The 21,407-nt window shown below is 66.0% G+C and carries 5 protein-coding genes; all 5 read right to left on the reverse strand.

The genetic code is table 11. The features are described from left to right. Positions 1–16: 16 nt before the first annotated feature. Positions 17–10,252, reverse strand: coding sequence for a hypothetical protein (locus tag AC1DVI_RS09290; protein WP_476957711.1), 10,236 nt, complete (start codon positions 10,250–10,252; stop codon positions 17–19). A 12-nt stretch (positions 10,253–10,264) separates the two neighbouring features. Next, on the reverse strand, positions 10,265–11,590 hold the full coding sequence (locus AC1DVI_RS09295) for a hypothetical protein (RefSeq protein ID WP_476957712.1): 1,326 nt from the start codon (positions 11,588–11,590) through the stop codon (positions 10,265–10,267). Then, positions 11,587–14,808, reverse strand: coding sequence for a hypothetical protein (locus AC1DVI_RS09300; protein WP_476957713.1), 3,222 nt, complete (start codon positions 14,806–14,808; stop codon positions 11,587–11,589). Before AC1DVI_RS09300 ends, AC1DVI_RS09295 begins: the two co-directional genes overlap by 4 nt. A 206-nt stretch (positions 14,809–15,014) precedes the next feature. After that, the gene (locus AC1DVI_RS09305; RefSeq protein WP_476957714.1) at positions 15,015–15,356 is read right to left on the reverse strand and encodes a hypothetical protein; all 342 of its coding nucleotides are present in this window, start codon (positions 15,354–15,356) and stop codon (positions 15,015–15,017) included. Between the two features lie 975 nt (positions 15,357–16,331). Continuing rightward, positions 16,332–21,383, reverse strand: coding sequence for a calcium-binding protein (locus AC1DVI_RS09310; protein WP_476957715.1), 5,052 nt, complete (start codon positions 21,381–21,383; stop codon positions 16,332–16,334). Positions 21,384–21,407 lie beyond the last annotated feature (24 nt).

Genomic DNA, 21,407 nt, shown 5'->3' on the forward strand with positions numbered 1-21,407 from the left:
GGGATGGAGGGCGGATTCAAGCCGTCACCTCCCCGAGGGCGAGGTGAAGGTTCGGAAGTTGGAGCAACGCCGTTCCCGCGGTTCTGCCCGCCGAGAACAAACAGAGTGTGATAAGGAACTCGCCGGTGACCGTTGGCACGGTCTTGGCGTTCGCCCAGGCCGTGAAAGCATTGGCGAGCGCCGTTGCGTAGCCATCGAGGCTCACGTCCGCACCGTCATCATCCCCGAGGACGACCGTCCGGCTGACCGTCACCGGCTGCACGGCGTAGACGATCCGTGCGGTGCCGGCAGAGTCCGTTCCGCTGTACTGGGCGAAGCGGAAGCCGAGCGTGGCGGATATCCTCGGCTGCGCGGCGGTTCCGACGACCTCACTCAGCAGCGCGCTCAACCAGTTGGCCAGGGTCGGCGACTCCGGTTCGGCGACGACCGTGGCGATGTCGTACCCCTCGCCCGGCCCGACAACCAGGGGCGTCACCGGTTGCGGGAACGTCGCGGGGGTCGTTGTCAGGATGAAGTCTGACGACACCGTCCAGCCGGCGTTGGGCATCAGGTCGGCATTGCGCTCGACAACCACCGTGGCGCAGCCGTTGTGGCGGAGCCGCAGGTCGAGCCCCGACAGCGACAACTCGACCATCACCGGCGCCTGGCAATCGGCGGGCTGGTAGGTGACGGTGAGCGGATCGTCAGCGACGATCATGGTCTCGGGCTGTGCCGTGCCGTCGACGGTCAGCGGCACGGCGGACAACGTGCTCCCATCCGGTAGGGCGCCCACGACCGTGACCGTCATCATCCAGAGGCCGCCGGGATCGTCGGCGCTTGCGGCCTCCAGCGTGACGGTGAGCGTCGTGGACACAACTGTGGACGCCGAAGCCGTTCGGACGTCCATTCTCATCGCTTCCGCGGGATTCCAGGTGACGTTGCAGCGCAGTGCGTCGACCAGATCCGCCAGCGCCGTCACGATGTTCGTCGCGTTCGGCCCCCCGCTCAGAAGCTGTGGCAGGGCAGGCTGGATCTCGGCCGCGCCGTCCTGGAACCTGACCACCGCCTCCGCCAGCGTGAGCGCCGGCGTGGTCATGGCCCTTGCGAGGGCCGGGGCCTCCGTCGCGGCTCCGGGCAGATTGTAGTCGATGGTCACCGTCGTCCGGTCCTGGGCCACCGGCTGCAGCCCCAGATCGGCGACATAGTCCCATTGGAACAGCGCGCCGAAGGACGGGGCCGTGCCGGATGCCGTCATCGCCCGCTGTTCGTCGAGGCCGGGAGCGGTGGGAAAGAAGCGGTCCACCACCGGAACGACGACCGCGTCCTCGCCGACCTTGATGGTTTGGGGTATCGCCAGGGCGAGCCACAGCTGGCCGTCGTCGCCCTGGAAGGCGACGTTGCTGACCGTGTAGGAGAGCGGCACCGTCACAGTCGCGTCGGCGGTCAGGTCGCCGGGCTGGAACATGTAGGAGAGCGTCGCCTCGGCCTGCGAACCGGACAGGCAGAGCGTGGCGTTCGCCGCAAGCGCGGCCTGCGAATCGTCGCTGGGCGCCACGAGCCCCCACAGGGTGAGAGCCCGGCCCTGCCATCCGTCGGGAAGCGCCGTCCAGACGGCGGGGAAGGTAAGAACGCCGTCGATGGCGTAAGCGTTGGAAAGCGCGTTCTGCAGGCAGTTGGTGAACGCCGATACGGCGGAAGCGAGGTCGTCCGCACCGCCGCTCGCCTGCTCCTCGAACAGGACGCGCAACTGATTGGCGCTGTACAGTTCGGCCAGGGCGGCCCGCCCTGTGGCCAGCCGCCGGTAGCTGGCGGGATTGGCCCAATACGCGGCAGCGGCGTACGCCCCGCCGAGGATCTGGTCGATGACATTGAAGGCGCCGAGGAGCATCTGGTCGCAGTCCACCGCATTGTAGGCGGTCATGACGCTCGCCCAGCTGTCGCCGCTGAAATCCCCGTAGACCGGCACCGCGACGGCCCCGGATTGCAAGCTGGTGTAAAGCGGCGCCGGCGCAAAGTAGGTCGCCTTGCCGGAGATGGTCGGCTGAAGCAGGCCGGCAGCCACCGTCCACAGCTGGCCGCTGCCGGACGAACCGGTTCCGCTGGCCAGCAGCAGGGCGGGGAAGACGGCCTGGAAGGCGCTTGCGAAACGGTCCAAGCCGTTTGAAAGGTCGGCGGTCGCTGGGGCCAGGGCGACGGCGATTCCCGGCAGCCGTGCGGTGTCCGCGGGATCGAGGTTGTCGATCCGCTTGAGGGTCAGCGTGACGACGATCTCCTGCGGTGGCATGGCCGTCGTCGGCGCCGAGATCGGATAGGTCAACGGCACCGGCGCCGGAACATCGTCCACGACACCCTCGAGATAATCGAGGATCGCGGTGACGTAATCCGTGATGGCCTGCTGATCCTCGCCGTCCACGAACCGGACGCCGCCGGTGTCGAGGGTGCTGGACAACTCGAACTGCACGTCGGCTGCCCGGTTCAACTGCCAGGACGCAGTGGTGTAGAGGGCCAGCGCGGTGTCGTGATTGCTGTCCAGCGTCGCCTTGTCGACGTCCAGCGTCACCGTCAGAGTGGCGTCCTGCTTCGCCGGAGTCCACAGGATGCGGCTCGCTGTCCAGGACGCCGGGCCGACCAACAGGTCGGTGTAGGTCTGCGCAACGGTGAAGGGTTCCAGGTCGGGGACCACCGCATTGCCGAAGGCGTCCCGCAGCTGCGGGACGACGGTCGGGACCGTGCCGACCGCCGCGTACGGGTCGTCCTGCAGCCCGTCCTTGATCAGGTGGTTCAGCGGAATGGACAGGAAGTAATGCCACCCGTCTTGATCGCTGGACGGGCTGCATGGCGGCGCGTAGCCGAGATCGGCGTAGGCATCCCCCTGGATCGCCACCGTGAACGGGCTGTAGAGCTGGTCGAGCCAGTTCTGGTTGGCGTCGGAATCGGCCGCCGCCGGGTAATGCCGGGCCACCGAAATGGGAAGAACGCCGGACGCAAACGCCGGCTGGTAGCTGGTCAGCCTGGTCGACGTCGCGGCCAGCCCCGCGTCATTCAGGTCCGAAGGCGGCATTGACACCACCAGCACCGTGTCGCTCGACCGCGCCGAGGTCGCCTCCCCTGCCTTGAACGCCGCACCACGGCTGGCGAGCAGCGCCACGTCGATCGTGCTGTTCGTCCGGGAAAGCGTGGTCAGCGTCGGGTCGGCAGCGGCAAGCGACAGGAAATAGCCGGCCGTGTTGGTCTGGGCGAAGGCCAGAAGAATGTTCAGCGCGCCCTCGGCATCGGCCAATGTGGCGTCGGTCAGTTCGGCATCGTCCTCGTCCGCATCGATGCTCATGGCCGCGAACGCCGCATCGGGCGAAGGAGGTTCGCTCTGTGTCGACAGGTTGGTGCGCAGCAGCGCGCAGTCTCCGGGGGCCTCCGCGCAGTCGACATAGCCGTCCGAGGCGCCGGACAGCAGAAGGGCGAGCGTGACCGTCTCCCCCGCCTTGATGGCGTCGGTCAGCTCGGCCAGAACGGTGAGCTGGTCGGTCGCCATGTCCGACAGGGCGAACACAGTGGCGTCCTGCGTCCCGTCGGGCAGCGTCACGGAACGCAGCGTCAGAGGAATGAGGGTCCCCCACCGCATCGACGCGCCCGGATCGGCAGTCCCGTCGCTGGTGGCGCCGATGCTCAGCGTCACCGTGTCCTGCGTGCCGGCGAGATCGGCAGGGACGCCGGCCAGCGTCGCCACGCCGCAGGCGGTGAAACCGGCGAAGACATAGGTGGTCGGGCTGGCGGTCAGGTTCGCCTGCGGAACGAGACTCAGCGGCGCCACGACCGTCAGTCCGCTGATCGCGCTCAGGTCGTCCGCGCTGAAACGGACGACCGTGCCGTCGGCAACGGTGAACCAGTCGCCGCCGGCACCGGCGGCCACCGACAGATCCATGCCGTCCGACAGGGGCGCAATGGTCGCCGCGGCGATCTGCTGGCCGGTCAGGCCATACAGCGGCGCCGGGACCTGTCCGGCCTGACCCGTCGCGGACAGCTGCACCCCGCCGCGGAAGCTGACCGTTAGGCCGCCGGCGGTCTGATCGAAGGCGAGCGCGTTCCACTGGTCCGCCGTGATCTCGTCGAGTGAAGCGGTGGCGGTGAGGCTTTCGGCCTCGCCAGCGCCACTGTTCAGCAGATACTCGAAGAAGGCGAGGAAGACGTAAGTTGCCAGCGACGCCGGGACATTGTCGGCGGTGACGAGCGGCGCGCTCATGCCGGCGTCGCTGGAGAAGAGCTGGAACCGCGCGTTCACCGCCTCGATCTCGTCCTCGAACGATGCGCTCTGCATGTTGCAGGTCGCGAAGTCGCAAAGGGGGACGGAGGTGCCGCCGATGGCGCCGCCGTGGGCCACGAGGTCCGGAATCATCGCGAAGGTCACGGCGGAGTCCGCGTCTTCGGTGAGCAAGGCGATCGTCACCCCAGCGAAACAGTCCTGGAAGAAGGCGACGATGGCCGCGTAGTCGAGTTGCGTCGTCGGATCGTCGCCCGCGTACAGACGGCTCAGCCGCGGCCGGGCCTTGAGCCGCTGCGACAGACGTTCCAGTCGCCCGCGCGACAGGGTCGCCCCGGCGGCGCCCTCCCCGTCCAGCGACATCGCCCATTGCAGCAGCGTGCGGACCAAGACGTTGAAGGCGCAGCCCGGTGTCGCCTCGGCATACTCGATCGCCAGGTTGAAGACCGCTTGCGGCGTCCCCGTCCCGGACTCCCCAAAGGCCAGCGCCAGTTCGGGGACGAACCAGAGCTTCAGGGGCGGCTTCTCCGTGCCGAGGACGGAGACGGCCGCGTCCGAAGCGCGCGCCCAGGACAGCCGCGCCGCGCTGACCGCGGCAGCGGCCACGGCCATGTCGGCGGCGTATTGGCCGGACCACGCCAACGCCGGCGGGCCGACATCGACGTCGGCCGTGTAGGTGAAGCTGATGACTATGGTGAACAAGCCGCAGCGAATTCTGATCTTCGCGCCGACATGGACGTGAGCCTTGCTCGAAAGGTCGACGGGCTGGCCATGCCTCAGCGAGATGCTCCGGCTCGTCTTGATGGACACGTGCACGGCGGCGGAGACGATGCCGAAGTCCACCGTGCCGTAGAGCGCGCCGGAGAATCCCAGCGTCAGCGTGCCCCGGAACTGGCTCGGTGTCGGGCCGGCGACCTGTTCCTGCCGGTCGGTGCCGTCCGTGCCATTGTCCTGCACACCGTCGCCATAACCGGCGATGGCGGAGAATCCGCCGGTGTAGGTGAGCGACCAGCCGCCGGTCAGCATCCCCAAATTCACGCTGCCGGTGTAGGACAGCTCCACCTCCGCATGGACGGCACAGGAATAGGAAACCGGCGGCCAGTCGTCCGGAGGGGATTCGCCGGGCGACAGGTTGGTGAGCCTGAAGCCCCCCTGACCGGACATCTGCGAATAGCCCGGCGTGCCCACGGCGATGAAGGCGCTCCGATTGCCGCCGTCCGGATAGCCGCAATCCAGAATCCAGCCGCCGTCGGTGTAGAACGACAGCGTCACGGAGGGGAACTGGAAGGTGAATGGGCCGAAGCTGATGGCCTTGAGGGCCGCACCGTTCGGCAACGAGGTGGAGAACACGCCCCGCGTGTCGTCCAGGCGCTGGTAGGGCAGGATCTGGTCGATCCCATAGCCGTAAAAATGGGCTGCGTACGGCCCCGGATCGGCCAGCGTCACGTCGAGCGTCGCGGTGCCGAGAAGATTCGCCGACACCGCGACCGTGGCCCCGCTCGCCGGCTGGGTGAGGTCGCTCCACGCGCCCTTGGCAACGCCATCTGACGCCGTGGTGGCGAGCCAGCCGATCAGGGCCGTCGGGTCGGTTTGCAGGGTCTGCGCGTCGGTATCCGTGGCCGGGCCGACCTGTTGGGTGACGGCTGCGAAGAGCAATTTGAGGCGGAACGCGTCGGTGATCGCCTCGACCAGCTCATCACCCCCGACGTTGTACACCGCCTCAAGCGCCTCGTACACATTGTGGACCGTGTAGCCGGCCTGGGCCATCAGCTTGGCCGCCTGCCGGTAGGTCGCCTTGAGAGCCGCCAGCGCGGCGGCGGCGGCGTCCGCCTCCAGCGTGAACAGCCCGTTGGCGAGCGCGCGTGTCCACGCGTTCACGTCGCCGAGCAGCGTCGACAGCAGTTCCTCCATGTTCTCCACGATCCAGGTGCCGACCGTCCGCATGAGCGTGGAGAGGTCGGCGAGGGTGAAATGGATCGAGGCGCTGAAGGACTGGTCCTTCCAGGCGAACGAGATCGTCCCATCGAAGCTGGCGCCTCCGACGTCCGGGATCGACGGACCGTAGGTGTAGGGAAAGCTGACGGCGAGGTCGAGCCCCATGCCGACATCCAGCGAAAGCGACGGGATCACCACGGTATCGCCGAACATGACCGGGTTGGTGGACCCGTTGAAATCGACCGACAGCGAGAAGCTCGCCTCGAACCCGTGATCGCTGTTGACCAGGCACGCCATGACGGCGTGCGCCGAAGCGCACGAGGCGACCTTGCCGTCCTTGTAGGTGGGAAGAGAGGCGTCGAGTTTGAGGTCGAAGCTGAAGCCCGTCTCGACGATTTCAACGTCGATGCTGGCCGAAAAGACCGACAGCAGAGTAACTGCCGCCTTGAGGTTGAAATGGGGCTGAACGTCGCCAATCCGGTGGGTGGCGAGCGACACCGAGGGGCCGGATTTCTCATCGGCCACGGCGCCCGGCGCCGAGAGGACGAGCAGGGCCGGCACGGTGCCGCTGTCCACCGGATAGACGATCGGATCGGGTGCGGTGACGTCGAGCCGCAGCGCCCAGGCCCCGACCTCCTTGCCGGGTTCGACCGGCTGAAGCTGGGCGATGACGTTCAGCGTCACCCCGGGCAGGACGAGCTGTCCTCCGAATCCGTAGCCGGGATCATAGGTCGTGGTGCCGAAACGCGTCTGTACCGGCGCGACGTAGAGCCACGGATCGAGCGACAGCGCGTAGGGCGGCGAGACGGCCGCATCCCGGGCCAGATGGAAGATCCGGCCGGACTTGAAGTCCGCTATGAACCACTCGTCGTTGGAGTCCTCGTCGTTCCGGCGCAGGACGAGTTGCGTCTGATCGGTGTCGGCCGACGCAGGCCCCATGGGAAATCCGAGTTCGCTCACGATCGCGCGGAAGTCGGCCGGGATCTGGTAGGCGTTCAGCGCGGCGAAGTCGTCCTCGTCGAGCGTCGTCTGCGCCTGCGACGGATGGAGGTCCAGCGGATAGACCCCGTAGGTGTCGAGCGCGCTCAGCATCAGCGAGGGCACCGGCACGTCCGCCGCCCACAGCAGCATCTCGGCGAACGACAGGAAGGACACCTCCTTCATGCTGGCAATGAAAAGGCTGTCGGCGGGATTCGTGCCGTCGAAATAGATCGCCAGGAACGCTTCGATGCCGGCGGGCGGGTAGCTGAGCAGGCCGGTCAGGCCGAAGGACGGAACGGGCTCGCCGGCCAGTTCGCCGATCCCCAGCAGGAAACCGGGATTGGCCACGGTCAGGCCGGGAATGTCCAGCGCGTCGCGCCACACGAACGAACCGAAGATGGCGGCGAAGCCGGCAACGCCTTCCGTGGCCTGATCGTAGAGGAAGCCCAGTTGGCCGGAGAAATCCAGCACGGCCGGCTGCCCCGGAGTGCCCACATACCCCGTTCCCATGTCGACGCTGACGTCGATGTCGAACAGAACCTCGTAACGGGTGTCGCCGGCGGTGCCGGTCATCGTGAAGGCCAGCCATGCTCCGTTCACCGTCGCGTCGTCGCCGAGCGTCCAGGCAATGTCGTCGATGACTCCGGCGAACGCGAAGGTCCAGTTTTCCGCCGTCCCGCAATAGCCGATCGAGACCTCGACAACCGGCTCCCTCGTCATCAGCGCCATCGCCCCGCTCGTGGTCGCGTCGTCGCAGAGGTCCCATGTGAAACTGCCGTAGAAAGTCATGCCCGACGCGACGCCGGGAAAATAGGCGTGGGAGTTGATGGGTATCTGATAGGAGGGGTTGGTGAAATCGGCCACGGCGATGGCCATGTCGGCCGACAGGCCGAAGGTGTCGAACATCGCGAGGCCGGTGTCGAGCGATCGGAAGAAGCCGGGCCCGGCCGTGAACTGCACCCCGGCGGCAAAGCCCGAGCTGGCGCGCCCGGTGAAGGCTGGCGGCACCTCCTGGAAGAAGCCGAACATGCCGACGGAGCCGGCGATCGCCTGTCCGTTGACCGTGAAGAGGTCCTGCTCGAAGTCATAGGTGAAAGCAAGCGACGCGTCGCATTCCAGGTCGAGAGACACCGGAATCTGCGTGGGGTATGTGGGCTGGCTGTCGGCGAAGGTCTGGGTGAAGGCCTTCCAGTCGTAGGTCGCCCCCTCGTTGATGGCTGCGCTGAACGCGCCGGTGAGCAGCCCGACCGTCGGTCCCCAGACGTAGGTCATGGTAAAGGTCAGGCCGCCGACGACGATCCCACCGCCGATCGTCCCGGTCCAACTGCTTCCCGAGTCAGGCGAAGCGACATCGATGGCGAAGGTGCCGCCGAGCGACACCCCGCAGGCCACGAGGTCCCAATCGACCCCGCCCCACACCGCCATCCGCCTGGTGTAGGTGCTGGCCGAGGCGCCGAACGACCGAACGACGACCGAAAGATCGAATTGGTCCGGAGTCGCCACCGGACCCAGGAGCTGGCCGACCACGTCCGAGACGGACACCATGTCGTGGTCCTGCAGTTCTCCCCGCAGGTCCAGCCCGTCTGCATCGACCTGCGCGGAAACGCTGAACGCCCAGTTGTTGACGGCGAGGACGCCGTTCACGGCATAGGCCAGCGCGCCGCTCTTCCCGCTGTAAAGCAGGTTCAGCGTGGCGGACGTGATGCTGACCTCAAGACCGCTCAGCGCGATGTCGCCGGCGGCAGAACCCTGGATGCCGACGGTCTGGTCCGCGAATCCCACGGAAACGCTGAACATTCCGAACGTCACCGAATTGACGTCGGGATTGAGCGGAACCGGGGCGGGGAAGACCTTGAACATGCCGGCGTTGAGGTCGTTGAGCGACAGCGTGACGCTGCCCGCCCAGTTGCCGGCGAAGGACATCGACGGGTAGTCGACGTTCAGCGCGAAGTCGAATCCGTTGAGCGACAGCACCGCAGAGAGCGACCATGTCAGGCTCGGCGGGTCGAGGAAGATGTAGGTCCAGGTGATGTTCATCACCGTGACGGCGAAGCCGGGCAGCGATTGGATCGGTGTCCACGGCTCGGTGATGCCGAGCGTGCCCAGGATGTAGGTGGCCTGCGGTGCGTTCGGATTGCCGGACAGGGCGAACGACGTGACGCCGAAGGACCCGATGCCGGCGATCGCGGTGAGCTGGTCGGTGGTCAGTCCGCCGGGAAAGCCCGAACCCGTCGGGAACAGCGGCTGCAGCACGGCCTGGGACCCGGCCGGATGGTCTTCGGGGTTGCCGAGAAAGACGATGCTGATGGTGTCGGCCCAGCCGAGCCCGAGTTCCATCAGGACCGATGCCTCGCCGGTCAGGCTGGTGGCGCATTGCGCGGTGAAGGCGTTCGCGATCGCCGGCACCTTCCAGCCGCCGGTCGCCGGATCCTCGTAGGGCGACGGTACGTAGTTCAGCCCGAGCCGATAGGCGGCCTCGCTCAGCTGGAGCGGCGGGTAGGACAGCGTGACGGCGCCGAGCGGACAAACCAGCTGGAAGGCGGGACCGAACGTCTCCAGCGTCACCCTTCCGATCACCCGCGCCGGGTCCGGAACCACGGCCAGCAGGTCGAGCGGCACCAGCGGCCCGACCGAATGGATGTCGGCCGCCAGGGTCAGACCGTCCGCTACGCCATCGCAATCGTAGGCGAAGAGCAGGGATGGGTCGGTCAGCGCATCGGCCGTGAACGGTCCGCCCATGAACGCATAGAAGCTGTCGCCGAGCACCCAGCCGTCCGCGAGCGCGACCTCAACGCGCAGGCTGACCGTCTCGTTCTCGCCGCAGACGATGGCCACGCTCACGGTGAAGGCGGCACCGTCTATGAAGCCGTTGCTGCCCCCCCAGTACTGCACCCCGCCCGCCAGAAAGCCCGACGTGCCGGAGAAGGTCAGTGTGTCGCCATTCGGCGGCGGCAACGCACCGGGCAGCGTCACCTGGATCGCCGGCGGCAGGCCGTCGGCGGACAGCAGCGCGTCGAGCCCGGCGGTGCCGAGCGAGGCGTCGTCCAGGCTGACCGTGCCGCCCTGTGCCGCCAGGGCCGTGTAGATCGTCTCGATGCTCATCGGCCGCGCCCTTCAAAACTGGATGTAGAGCGGCAGGTGGTCGGACGCCCCGCCCGTACCCGCGACTTGCGCCGTCGCCAGACACTTCGCGATGTGCCCGAAGTTGTTCCAGTCGCGGAACGTCTGCAGCGCCTGATTCTTCAAGACCTGGTTCGGTCCGCCATAACAGGTGGACAGATCCGCGTAATTGTTAAAAAGCTGAGAAGTCCAAGTCAGGCCGAGGTCGGCTATGGTCGTGCCGATCACTTGATCGACCACCCGTGTCACGGGAGCGGGCGCTGGGAAATTTCTTCTGTAAAATATGTTGTCCAGGGTTCCTGCGGCTTGCGATACATATCCACCGCCCGCAGGAACCGGGGTGTACTTGTTGAACAGGGTCGGCGTGTTCCACACCGACGGGACATATCCCGCCGTTCCCAGATTCTGGTAGGGTGTACCTTGCAGAACGTTGCTCTGCAGCGTCACGTTGAAATCGCCGAGGATGATCTGAACGGCCGGCGTGTCGCCTTCGGGCCAGTTCCGCACTTCGGCCAGGGCGCCGGTCTTCTCGACCGCTCTGTCCGCGGTGGGATCGTACACACGACCGTTCTGCAAGGTCTGATTCGGCGATGTATGCAGAGCGAAGACATCGACATAGCAATTCTGCGTCAGGTGCCAGAACAGGCAGCGGACCGGCGCCCGGTTGTACCAGGAGGGGAAGGCGGTGAAGCCGTTGTAGAAATTCGTTCCGTCGATGTTCTCCCAGGCGATGCTCCTCACCCTGGGGTTGGGGAACAGGACCTGCGGCGCCGGCACTTGGATCGGGGGGGCCGGCGGCTGTGGCTGGACGACGTTGAACGGCGCATACCGATTCCACGGAGCTGGATAGCTCGCGGGGGTGAATTGGGGGTTTTCCTGCCCTGGTGAATGGATCTTGAGAATGCCCGACCACGGCCAAGCCACCTGCTGGTGGGATTTGTTGAGCTGGTCCGCAGGGACGGGCCCCAGCTCGGTCCAGACGTGAGGGCCGCGAAATTGCAAGACATCGGTGTTGTAGATGAAACCGACGGCCTCGCAATATCCGTTGCATCCTGTGGCAACCGGAGGAACGGAAGAGTAGGTGTTGGCGTAAAGCCTGACACTGTTGAACAGCGCATTCAGGCCGTCCGTACCCTGAGTCTGATAGATGCGGGTGTTGAAGCGTTCCTGTCCCAGCGTCGCACGGCAAAACACCTCGACGATAACGATCAGATCCGGATTGGTGGCCCCCAGAAGCGCCTGGAGGATGACCTCACGCATTGAAATGTCGAAGAATTTGTTGTAGGTCAGGTTTTCGATGTTCCAGTATAAAATCTTCATTTCCCGGCAACCCCGGTAGAACGATCCATGCTTGTGGTGTAGGCGCTTCCGTACCACAGCAACTTGGTCGCGAGCGTGCCGGGGGCCGTGGCCGGAACTCCGAACAGGGAGAGCGTGAAGGGCTGCGCGCCGCCCGGTGCGCTTCCCCCCATGAAGCGCAAGGAACAGCGCTGCAGCAACAGGACGGTCCGCGTGACGCCGCCCTGCGCGATGGCGGAACCGACGGACACGCCGCCGATGGTCAACTTAGCCGCCCCCTGCAGCGTCACGGTGCGGCCCTGCCCGATGCCGTCGATGAGCAGGCCCAGGCTGTAGTTTCCGTCCGCCGTCCAGCCGAGATAGAGGGTGCCCGTCAGGCTGCCGGTCTGCGACGCTTGCAGCCCCGGCGTGCCGAGCGTCAAGCTCAGGGCGATGGCGAAGTCGAACGCATCGCTCGGAATGGTCCAGCCGGTTGGAACATCGAGCGGGATGGCGCCCAGGTCCGAAATGCTGCCGGCCGGCAGCATGGCCTTGGCGGTCAGCGGCAGGTCGCTGGCGAGACCCGGACGCAGGTCGTCCCGCGGTGCCGGGAACGTTGCGTGGCTGACATCGAAGGCGTAGGTGACATCCGCGCCGCTGCCGGACATGACGATGCCCAGGCCGGCGTACGCCAGCCCATCGAAATCGAACAGATCGACGGTCGGCGGAATGCCGAGGTCGAGGCGTTCCTCGTCCGCCGCAGCCGCCGGCCCGTTGAAGACCAGCGTGCCGGATAGCGAGAAGCATGAGGCGTCGTCGCCGATCGGCGCGAACTGCACCGCCGCCACGACGACGGTCCTGAGGATCTGAGCCGGCGCCTGGGAATCGTCATACTCGTATGACATGCGGAACGTCGCCGTTTCGCCGGATGTGAACTTGTAGTAGCCGACGGCGCCCGCCGTGGTCGGCTGCTGGTAGCTGCCCGACAGCGGGATGATGTTGCTGGGTGCGTCCCCGTCATCGTCCTGAAGCGCCGCCGGCACGCCGAACAGACGGTTGATCTCCAACCGCCCGGTCGCAGTGAAGCTGGTCATCGTGCCGTTGTCGAACCCGGCACGGAGGCGGTCGAGGGCGTAGCCGTACGCTCCGCCACCCGCCGGGGAAGCGGTGCCGCCGCCGGACTCGTCGACGACGGCGAACGGCGCGCTGCCGGTGATGATGGTGCTGCCATCCTCCGCAGCACCGAGGTCGTTGATCTGCACGGCCAACGCCCATGCGCTCAGCGTGCCGTTCTCGCCGGCCAGCATGCCGCTCACCGTGGCCGGCAGCGTCGTGGCGGGCGGAGCGAGGACCATCGCGCCGTTCCAGCCCGGGTCGGTGAGCGCCGACCACAAGGTGGCGTAGAGCGTGTCGCCCGCATCGACGGCGGCCGATACGGACTCGATGAAACTCAGCAGGCTCGTCTGCACCGCTTGCGGGTCGGTGTTGAAGGTGGGCGCGTCGGTCCAGGCGGCGAGCGTGCCGGCCAGGGTCCGGATGTCGGGCGTCGCGAACTTGAGAATGAAAAGCTGCGCGGCGCTCACCGCCGGCGTGAACGTCCAGTCGAAGAACGCCACCTCGCCGGCCAGCGTGAACAGCACCGCCGCGTCGGAGTCGGCGGTTCGCGAGGCGACGACGAAGCACTGGCTGGACGCCAAAGCCGTCTGCAGCGCCGGGGACAGGTCGTCCACGCTCCACACATGCCCGGTGCCGCCGGAATCGACCGTCCGGGCGAGGCAGAGGGAAGTGGACGCCGCCCCCGATTCCGTCACCACCAAGCCGGCGTTGGTCACGCAGGTCTGCTCTTCGGCGACGGCCCGCGGCTTCACCGTCGATTTGGCCGACACGGCGGTCAGGCGTGTGCGCGCCGACGCCAACGCCTTGGTTTCCAGCGCCCGGTAAGCGTCCGCCGCGACCGACTCCAGTTCGTCGAAGCAGCCGTAGGGCGCCATCGGCAGGGCGGGAAGGCCGGCCCCGCTCAACAGCGGTCGGGCCACCGCGGAATAGAGGTAGGCCGGTTGCGCGGCATCCGCCGCGAACAGGGCCGATTGCGCCGGCTGGGTCACGTAGGCGGCCGTCGCCGCTCCGACAGCCGACACCGATACCCAGGCGGTCACCGCCTCCCCATCCTGGTCCTCCAGCGGCACGGCGACGCTGCTGCGTTGGGCGGCGGTCGGGTCGAACGGGCAATAGGCCGCGCCAGCGCCGAAGGTCAGCGTCGATCCGGCCGGCCCTTCCAGGCTTTCGGTTCCTGAAGAGCCGCACAGCAGCCCGACCACGGCATCCTCCGATGCCCCGCACAGCGTCGCGACGAAGGTGCCGTCGGGCTCCAGGCAGCTGCCGCCGTCGCTGCCGTAAAGCGAGCGGAAGACCAGTGCCGCCCCCGGTTGCGGGGCCAGTTGCACCGTTCTCCCGGTCGGGCTGGTGTAGCCGCTGCCCAGCGCGCCGGTGGCCGTGCCGAAAGCGAAGCGCGAACGGGTGGGATCGAAGGGCGAAGCGGGGTCCAGGGCGACGGCGTAGGTTCTGTTCTCGAGCGTTCCGCGGCCGAACAGCGGGAAATCGAGGCCGGCAACGCCGCCCTGCTCCATTCGGTAGCGATAATGGATGCCGAGGTTGCTGCTGTCCGGCGATGGGTCGAAGGACAGCTGGGCGCCCAGCGTCAAAACCCCGGCGGCGGTGCCGGCCATGGCGATGTCCAGGCTCGTGTCCAGGCCCGACGAGATCCCCCTGCCATTGATCGAGAGCGTGAAGGTTCCCTTGGCCGTCACGGTCAGGGTGTCGGAGTCGGACGCGTAGCGGATGACGCTGTTGGGCGGGATGTGGAAATCGAAGGTCCGGCCGAAGCCGAAATTTGTGTTCCCGATGGATTCCAGCCCGTTCGACCCCAGGTCGGTTGCCATGAAGGCTGGACTCTCGAGGGCGGCCAGCGCCGCGTCCGTGTACCATACGGGAATTGACGCGCAGGTGAGCGCGCGGCCGGCCGCGCTCACCCACAGCGACCTTGCGAAGGCCGCGAGATCGGTCGGCGGTGTGGGCGCGAACACCCAGTAGCCGAGTATGGTTTGCCCGTCGTTCGGCCAGATCCAGTCGCTGATCATATAGGACTGCGACGGCAGAACGGCCGTCTTCGGCAGGACGAAGGCGATCCAGGGACCGCCCGGCGCCCCCTCGGGCAAATACACATGGGGACAGGCGCTGCTGACCGTGAGTTGGATGGTCATGGGCCGACGCTCGCCACGCGAACCGGAACGGATAGGCTGTCGGAGAGGTCCGCGCGCCTACCCATCCCCGATCGCCGGCGTGAAGATGAAGCGGGATTGCTGAGGCACCGCGTTTGCCGCAAGGCTGCGCGGAGCGGAACGGCCGGCCACCGTCCGATCGGAAGCGTCCCGGTTGGATGCTGCCTTTTCCGGCGGCCGGCTGGGATCTAGTCCTGAGTGCCGATGGAGGTCCAGGCGAACAGCTGGCCCGAGTAAGTCACGTTCGGCTTTTCCGGCTGGGTCAGCGTCATGCTGTCCAGAATGATGGTGCCTTCGTCGGTACCGGCAGGTGGGCTGTAGGTGGCCTTGAATTGAAGCGTGCTGTTGCCCTGGACGGCGCTCATGGACCAGCCCGTCTCGTACGGTGTGAAATTGAACGTCCCGACCTTCTGGTTGTTCAACGTCACGGTAAGCTTGGCTGAAGCGCCGTAATTGCTGGACGACGGCACATCGGCGCTCCAGCCAGTCGATGAGATCGAGGTCGTCATGATGAGATCGCTGCCAGACATAAGAATACTCCTGTATATTCTTCCAGGAACTGCTCGGAATCAGGATGTTCAGAATCACACTACAACCAACAAGAGTCAATATCTGCGCTGCGCTGATTTTTAAGAGTATCTCGGCAGAAAACAAGTCGCAAGATGGGCATTGATGACCTATGGTTGCTTATGGGGCCTGGGCATTCGTTTGGTCCGGATGAATCCATCAATGAGAACAAATTAACAGGAACACTCTTGGCGCCCGATCATGTCTGTTGGCAATGCTGTAGACATCACGATCTTAAAAAAGAGGCTATCAACGCGATTACTCTTATAATAAAGGGAGGACCTGAACGGTGCTTAAGGCGATGATTTTCTCAGCCGGGTAACGGGAACAGCGCTCAGAACGCCGATAACTTCGCAAAATCCCCAGATGCCGTATCGCTTGTCGGCAGAAGCGTGTTGGGCCGGGGTGCTGGCGCTCACTTGGCCTGGATGGCCGGGAAAACCATAAATGCCAACGTCCTCTGAAATCTGACCGCCACCGTTGGAATTGGCCGCCCCAAGTTGCTCTGGCGCACGGAGGCGGGTGGGAGGAGCGCTGCCCTGGTTTCTTGCTCTTCAGACGGAGCGGATGGGTCCCTGATTCCAAGGCCGAGCATACGGTTGACAAGGTTGACGGCAAACTCGGTTTCGTCCCGCGGCGCCGGTCGGGGATAGGCCCGCATGGCGTCGCCGCTCATCCGCTGGCAGCGGTTCACACCATGGGCGGGTGACGGCTTCCATCATCCGCCCATGGTCAAACCCGACAGATCAATGCGATAGCACCGATTGAAAGGATGACACGGACGAAACCTCCAGGCGCCGTCCGTATCATTGACCCCAGCCCAGGTCCTGGCATTGCAACCCGTGCTTTTCTGCCACGAGCCGTGTGGGAGTTCGATGACGGCCTGATCAGGCGCCGCCAGGTTATTGCCGAGTTATCACCGCCTCGCGCCGCCATTATCACCGCCACGAGGCGGTGATAATGGCGTCGATCTGCGGATAGGATCCGGAGGAAATGCTCGTCGTACCGGATGCCGGCGGGGTAACACCGGCCATGGCCTGAACCATCTGGTCCACCAACGTCGCCTGCAACACCGGGCCGTCGACGATCTCGATGCTGTCCAAGCGATGAGTGGTGCCGGAAAACCACCCGGCGACCGTCACTTTGTCGGAAGTCCCCACAAGTTGCAGTTCCAGGTCCGTCCCGACCTTGCGGAACCACAGTTGGTGCGGATCGACGGCGCTGTCGAACAAGAGGCGGTCGGTGCCTGTGTCCGCATCGTTTTCCACGATGCGGTCGCTGCCGCCGCCGGGAGCGAACCGGTAGATGTCGTTGCCCGGACCTCCGGCCAGCGTATCGTTGCCGGCCCCGCCGTAGAGATCATCGTCGCCGTCGCCACCCGAAAGCTGATCGTGTCCACCGCCGCCGATCAGCGTGTCGTCGCCGGCCTCGCCGTAAGCCACGTCGGCAAAACCCGTGCCGACCGCGTCGCTGCGGCTGTCCAACAGGTCGTTCCCGGCGCCGCCGTGCAGTTCGTCCCAGCCGGAGCCACCGATCAGCGTGTCGTTTCCACCCTCACCGAACAGCGTGTCGTTCCCCCCGCGACCATCGATCCGATCGTCCCCGGCGTAGCCCCACAGCGTCTCCGCCGACTCGCTGCCGACCGTCAACAGCGGCAGATCCTGAGCCGACAGGTCGATGTCGGTGCCATCGGCGAAGCGGACGGTCTGAACATAATTCGTCCCGTTCCCGGTTCCGTTGAACCGGTTGGCGATCACGATCTGCTCCTCCCGGTCGTGGAAGCGCAGCACAAGGTAGGTGCCGAAGCGCGCAACATGGAGTTGGTCCGCCAAGAAGCCTTCGCCCATCAACAGCACGTCGTTGCCGCCGCCGCCCAGGATGGTGTCCCGCCCGCTCTCATACAGGATCAGATCGTCCCCCAGGCCGGCGTCGATGCTGTCGTCGCCGACACCGCCGTACAGCGTGTCGTCGCCGGCCTCGCCGAACAGGGCGTCATTGCCATCGCCACCGTTGACGACATCGTTTCCGCTGCCCCCGAAAAGCAGGTCGCTGCCGGCTCCGCCGGACAGCGTGTCGGCGCCCGCCCCACCATCCAGGGAGTCGTTCCCGCCGAGACCATCGAGCCGATCGTCGCCATCGCCACCGTACAGCGAGTCGTTGCCGCCGCCGCCCACGATGGTGTCCTGTCCGGCGTCCCCATAGAGCTTGTCGCGGCTCGCTCCGTCGTCGCTGCTGTCGATCAGGTCGTCGCCGTCACCTCCGCTGACCAGGTCGCTGCCCGCCCCGCCATAGAGGCTGTCGTTGCCGCCATGGCCGTAGATCGCGTCGTCGCCGCCGTTGCCCCGCATGACGTCCGCAACCTTGTAGCCGTCCAGCGTATGGCTGGCGTTGTCGTCCCGCGTGTCGATGACCAGGTCCTGGCGGCTCAGGTCATAGGTCGCTCCATCGGCGAAGCGCAGGGTCTTGAGATAGTTCACCCCATCGCCGGCCCCACTGAAGCGGTTCGCCACCACGATGCGGTCGGGCAACCCGTCGAACAGGACATGCAGGTCTGCCCCGAACCGCTCAAAGCGCAGGTTGGCGGCATCGAACCCTTCCCCGAAGGCCAGGGTGTCGTTCCCCCCGCCGCCGGTGATGGTATCGCGGCCGCCCTGGTACAGGACCAGATCGTCGCCGGCTCCGGTGACGATCCAGTTGTTGCCAAGCCCACCCGCCAGCGTGTCGTCCCCGTCATCGCCATAGAGGGTATCGGCATCGCCGCCGCCATCGATCACATCGTTCCCGGCACCGCCAAAGAGAGTGTCGTTGCCCGTACCGCCGGACAGCGTGTCCTGGCCGGCATCGCCATACAGGATGTCGTTGTCCGCACCGCCGTCGGCGATGTCGTTGCCAGCACCACCCTTGATGGTGTCGACACCGGCGGCGCCAACGATGCGGTCGTCACCGGCTCCGCCTTCCACCGAGTCGTTGCCAGCGCCGCCATCGATCCAATCGTCGCCGTCACCGCCATAGAGAGCATCGCCGCCCGTCCCGCCGAGCAATGTGTCGTTGCCGCTGTCACCGTAGGCGGCGTCGCCCGCGGTGTCGTCACGGCCGTCGATCAGGTCGTCGCCGTCGCCGCCGTACAGCCTGTCGACCCCGGCCCCGCCATACAGCGTGTCGTCGCCGCCATATCCGTAAATGGAATCCGTGCCGCCATTGCCCCGGATCACGTCGCCGGCGTTGTAGCCGTCCAGAATGTGGCCGGCGTTGTCGTCGTTCGTCGTGATAATGATGTCCGGACGGGACAGGTCGATCTCTGTGCCGTCGGCGAAGCGCAAGGTCTGCAGATAGTTGGCCCCATCGCCGGGGCCATTGCTGGTGAAGCGGTTGGCGATGACGATCCGTTGCGCCGTTGCGGCGAACACCAGATGGAGATCCTTGCCGTAACGCTCCAGACGCAAAGCGTCGGCGCCATAGCCGTCCCCGAAGACCAGCACGTCGTTGCCGCCGCCGACGATGGTGTCGGTTCCGCCGCCATAGACCACGAGGTCGTCGCCCGCCCCTCCGTCGATGCCGTTGGCGCCCGTCCCGCCATTGAGCGTGTCGTTTCCGGCACCACCGAACAGCGTGTCGTTCTCCGTACCGCCGGACAGGCTGTCGTTGCCGTCGCCGCCCTCCAGGTAATCGGCGCCGGCTCCGCCTTCGAGCACGTCGTCGCCCAGCCCGCCATACAGCGCGTCGGCGCCGTCGCCGCCCTTCAGCGTGTCGTCACCACCATAACCGAGGATCGAGTCGTTGCCGCCGTTACCCTCGATCCGGTCGTCGTTCCGGTAGCCATACAGCGTTTCCGCCGCGGCGAGCCCATAGGTTTCCAGTGCGATGTCCTGCGCGGTGAGGTCGAACAGAGTCCCGTCGGCGAAGCGCAGCGTCTGGACGTAATTGGCCCCGTCCCCTTCCCCGTTGAAGCGGCCGACCACGGCAATGCGATCGCCCGTGTCACGGAAGGTGAGATACAGGTCGCCGTCGAAGCGCGAGAAATAGAGCTGGTCCGCCGTCGGCCCGACACCGAGTTCCAGCACGTCGTTGCCACCACCGCCACGGACGGAATCCTGGCCCTGTCCGGAGCCGGAGTAACGGAACAGATCGTTGCCAAGGCCACCGTCGAGCGAGTCATTGCCCGCTCCGCCATCCAATGTATCGTCTCCGTCCTCGCCATAAAGCTGGTCGTTTCCGCCTCCGCCATCAATCAGGTCGTTGCCGGCGCCGCCGTAGGCCAGATCCACCCCGCCGCCGCCATAGATGGTGTCCGTCCCGCTTCCGCCATAGGACTGATCGTTGCTGCCGCCAGCGTTGGGATCGTCGCGGTTGTCGATCAAGTCGTCGCCAGCGCCGCCATGCATCTGGTCGGAACCGGTGCCGCCGATGATGGTGTCGTTGCCGGCGCCGCCCAGGATCGTGTCATGGCCGCTGCCACCGTTGAGAAGATCGTCGCCGAGGCCGCCGCCGAGCATGTCGTTTCCATCATTCCCCATAATGACGTCGTTTCCGGACGGCTCGTCGGGGGACGAATTCGGCACGGCCGTTCCAAGATTCCAAGTGTACGTGGTGCCTTCGGCCACAAAACCCGGAGCCGACAAGGGAACGCCATTAACCTCCAACCCGCGGACTTCCACACCGCCGTAGCCATTGAAGCCAGGCCATCTGTGGTCAACCACAGTGAGTTGGAGATAATCTGCGTCGCTTCGATCCCGCAAAACAAATTGATAGTCCGTCGTATTCCCAACGACCACGTAGTATCCATCCCAATGAGAGTAGTGAACCGTGATCGTTTCTCTCATCAGGAAGGTGCTGTTAATCGTAAGGACCGTGTCAGGCCACCACATATAGTAATAGCCACCAAGCCTGATCCGCACGATGACGACTTCATTGCCGGTGTTCGAAATCACATCGCCCCAAAGACGGTCATCGCCGGTGCCGCCAGTGATGGTGTCATCCCCACCGTCGCCGAAGGCCATGTCGCTGCCGGTTCCGGCATCCAGAACGTCGTTGCCGTCGCCACCCCGCAGCCAGTCCGCATTGGCCCCGCCATAGACGGTATCGTTGCCGGTATCGCCATACAGATTCTCGCCCTGGCCGGACCGGCCATCAATCACGTCGTCGCCGTCGCCGCCGTAGATGTAGTTGTAGCCCGTCCCACCGGTCAGCGTGTCGTCGCCGCCATAGCCGAAGATGGTGTCATTGCCACCCTGGCCGTCGATGGAGTCTCCGACCTTGTAACCTTCGATCTTCTGACCGGCGTTGGTATCGACGGTGGTCATCACAAGATCCTGCCGGGTCAGGTCCACCAGGGTCCCGTCGGCAAAGCGCAGCGTCTGGGCGTAGCTCGCCCCGTCGTCGCCCCCGTTGAACCGGCCCGCGATGATCAGCTGCTCGCTCATCCCCTGGAACCGGACATACAGATCGGTCCCGTAGCGGACGAAGTAGTGGCTACCAGACGCGAAAGCCCCAGCGAGGTCGACCACGTCGTCGCCGCCGGTGTTGTGGATCGTGTCCACGCCACTGTCGAACCGGATGAGGTCGTTGCCGGCGCCGCTGTGGATCACATCGTTGCCGGCCCCGCCGACCAGCGTGTCGTCGCCGGCTCCGCCCAGCAGCGCATCGTCGCCGTTCCCGCCTTCGAGCGTGTCGGCGCCGTCGCCGCCTTCCAGGCTGTCGCTGCCATCCCCTCCGATCAGGCGGTCGTCTCCTGCCCCGCCGTAAAGCGTATCGGCTCCGAGCCCACCGTCCAGCAGATCGTCGCCGGCATAGCCATAGACGGTGTCGTTCCCGCCCGATCCCCGGATCGTGTCGTTGGCGTTGTAGCCTTCCAGCTTCTCGGCCGCGTCGGTCGCCACCGTCTCCAGCACCAGGGCCGGATCGGTGATGTCCGCCAGCGCGCCGTCGGCGAAGCGCAGCGTCTGGACGTAGCTCGCACCGTCCGCCGCCCCGTTGAAGCGGTTCCTCAGCACGATCTCATCCGCCGCGTTGCGGAA

The organism is Azospirillum sp. P4_B5 (genome assembly GCF_056402275.1).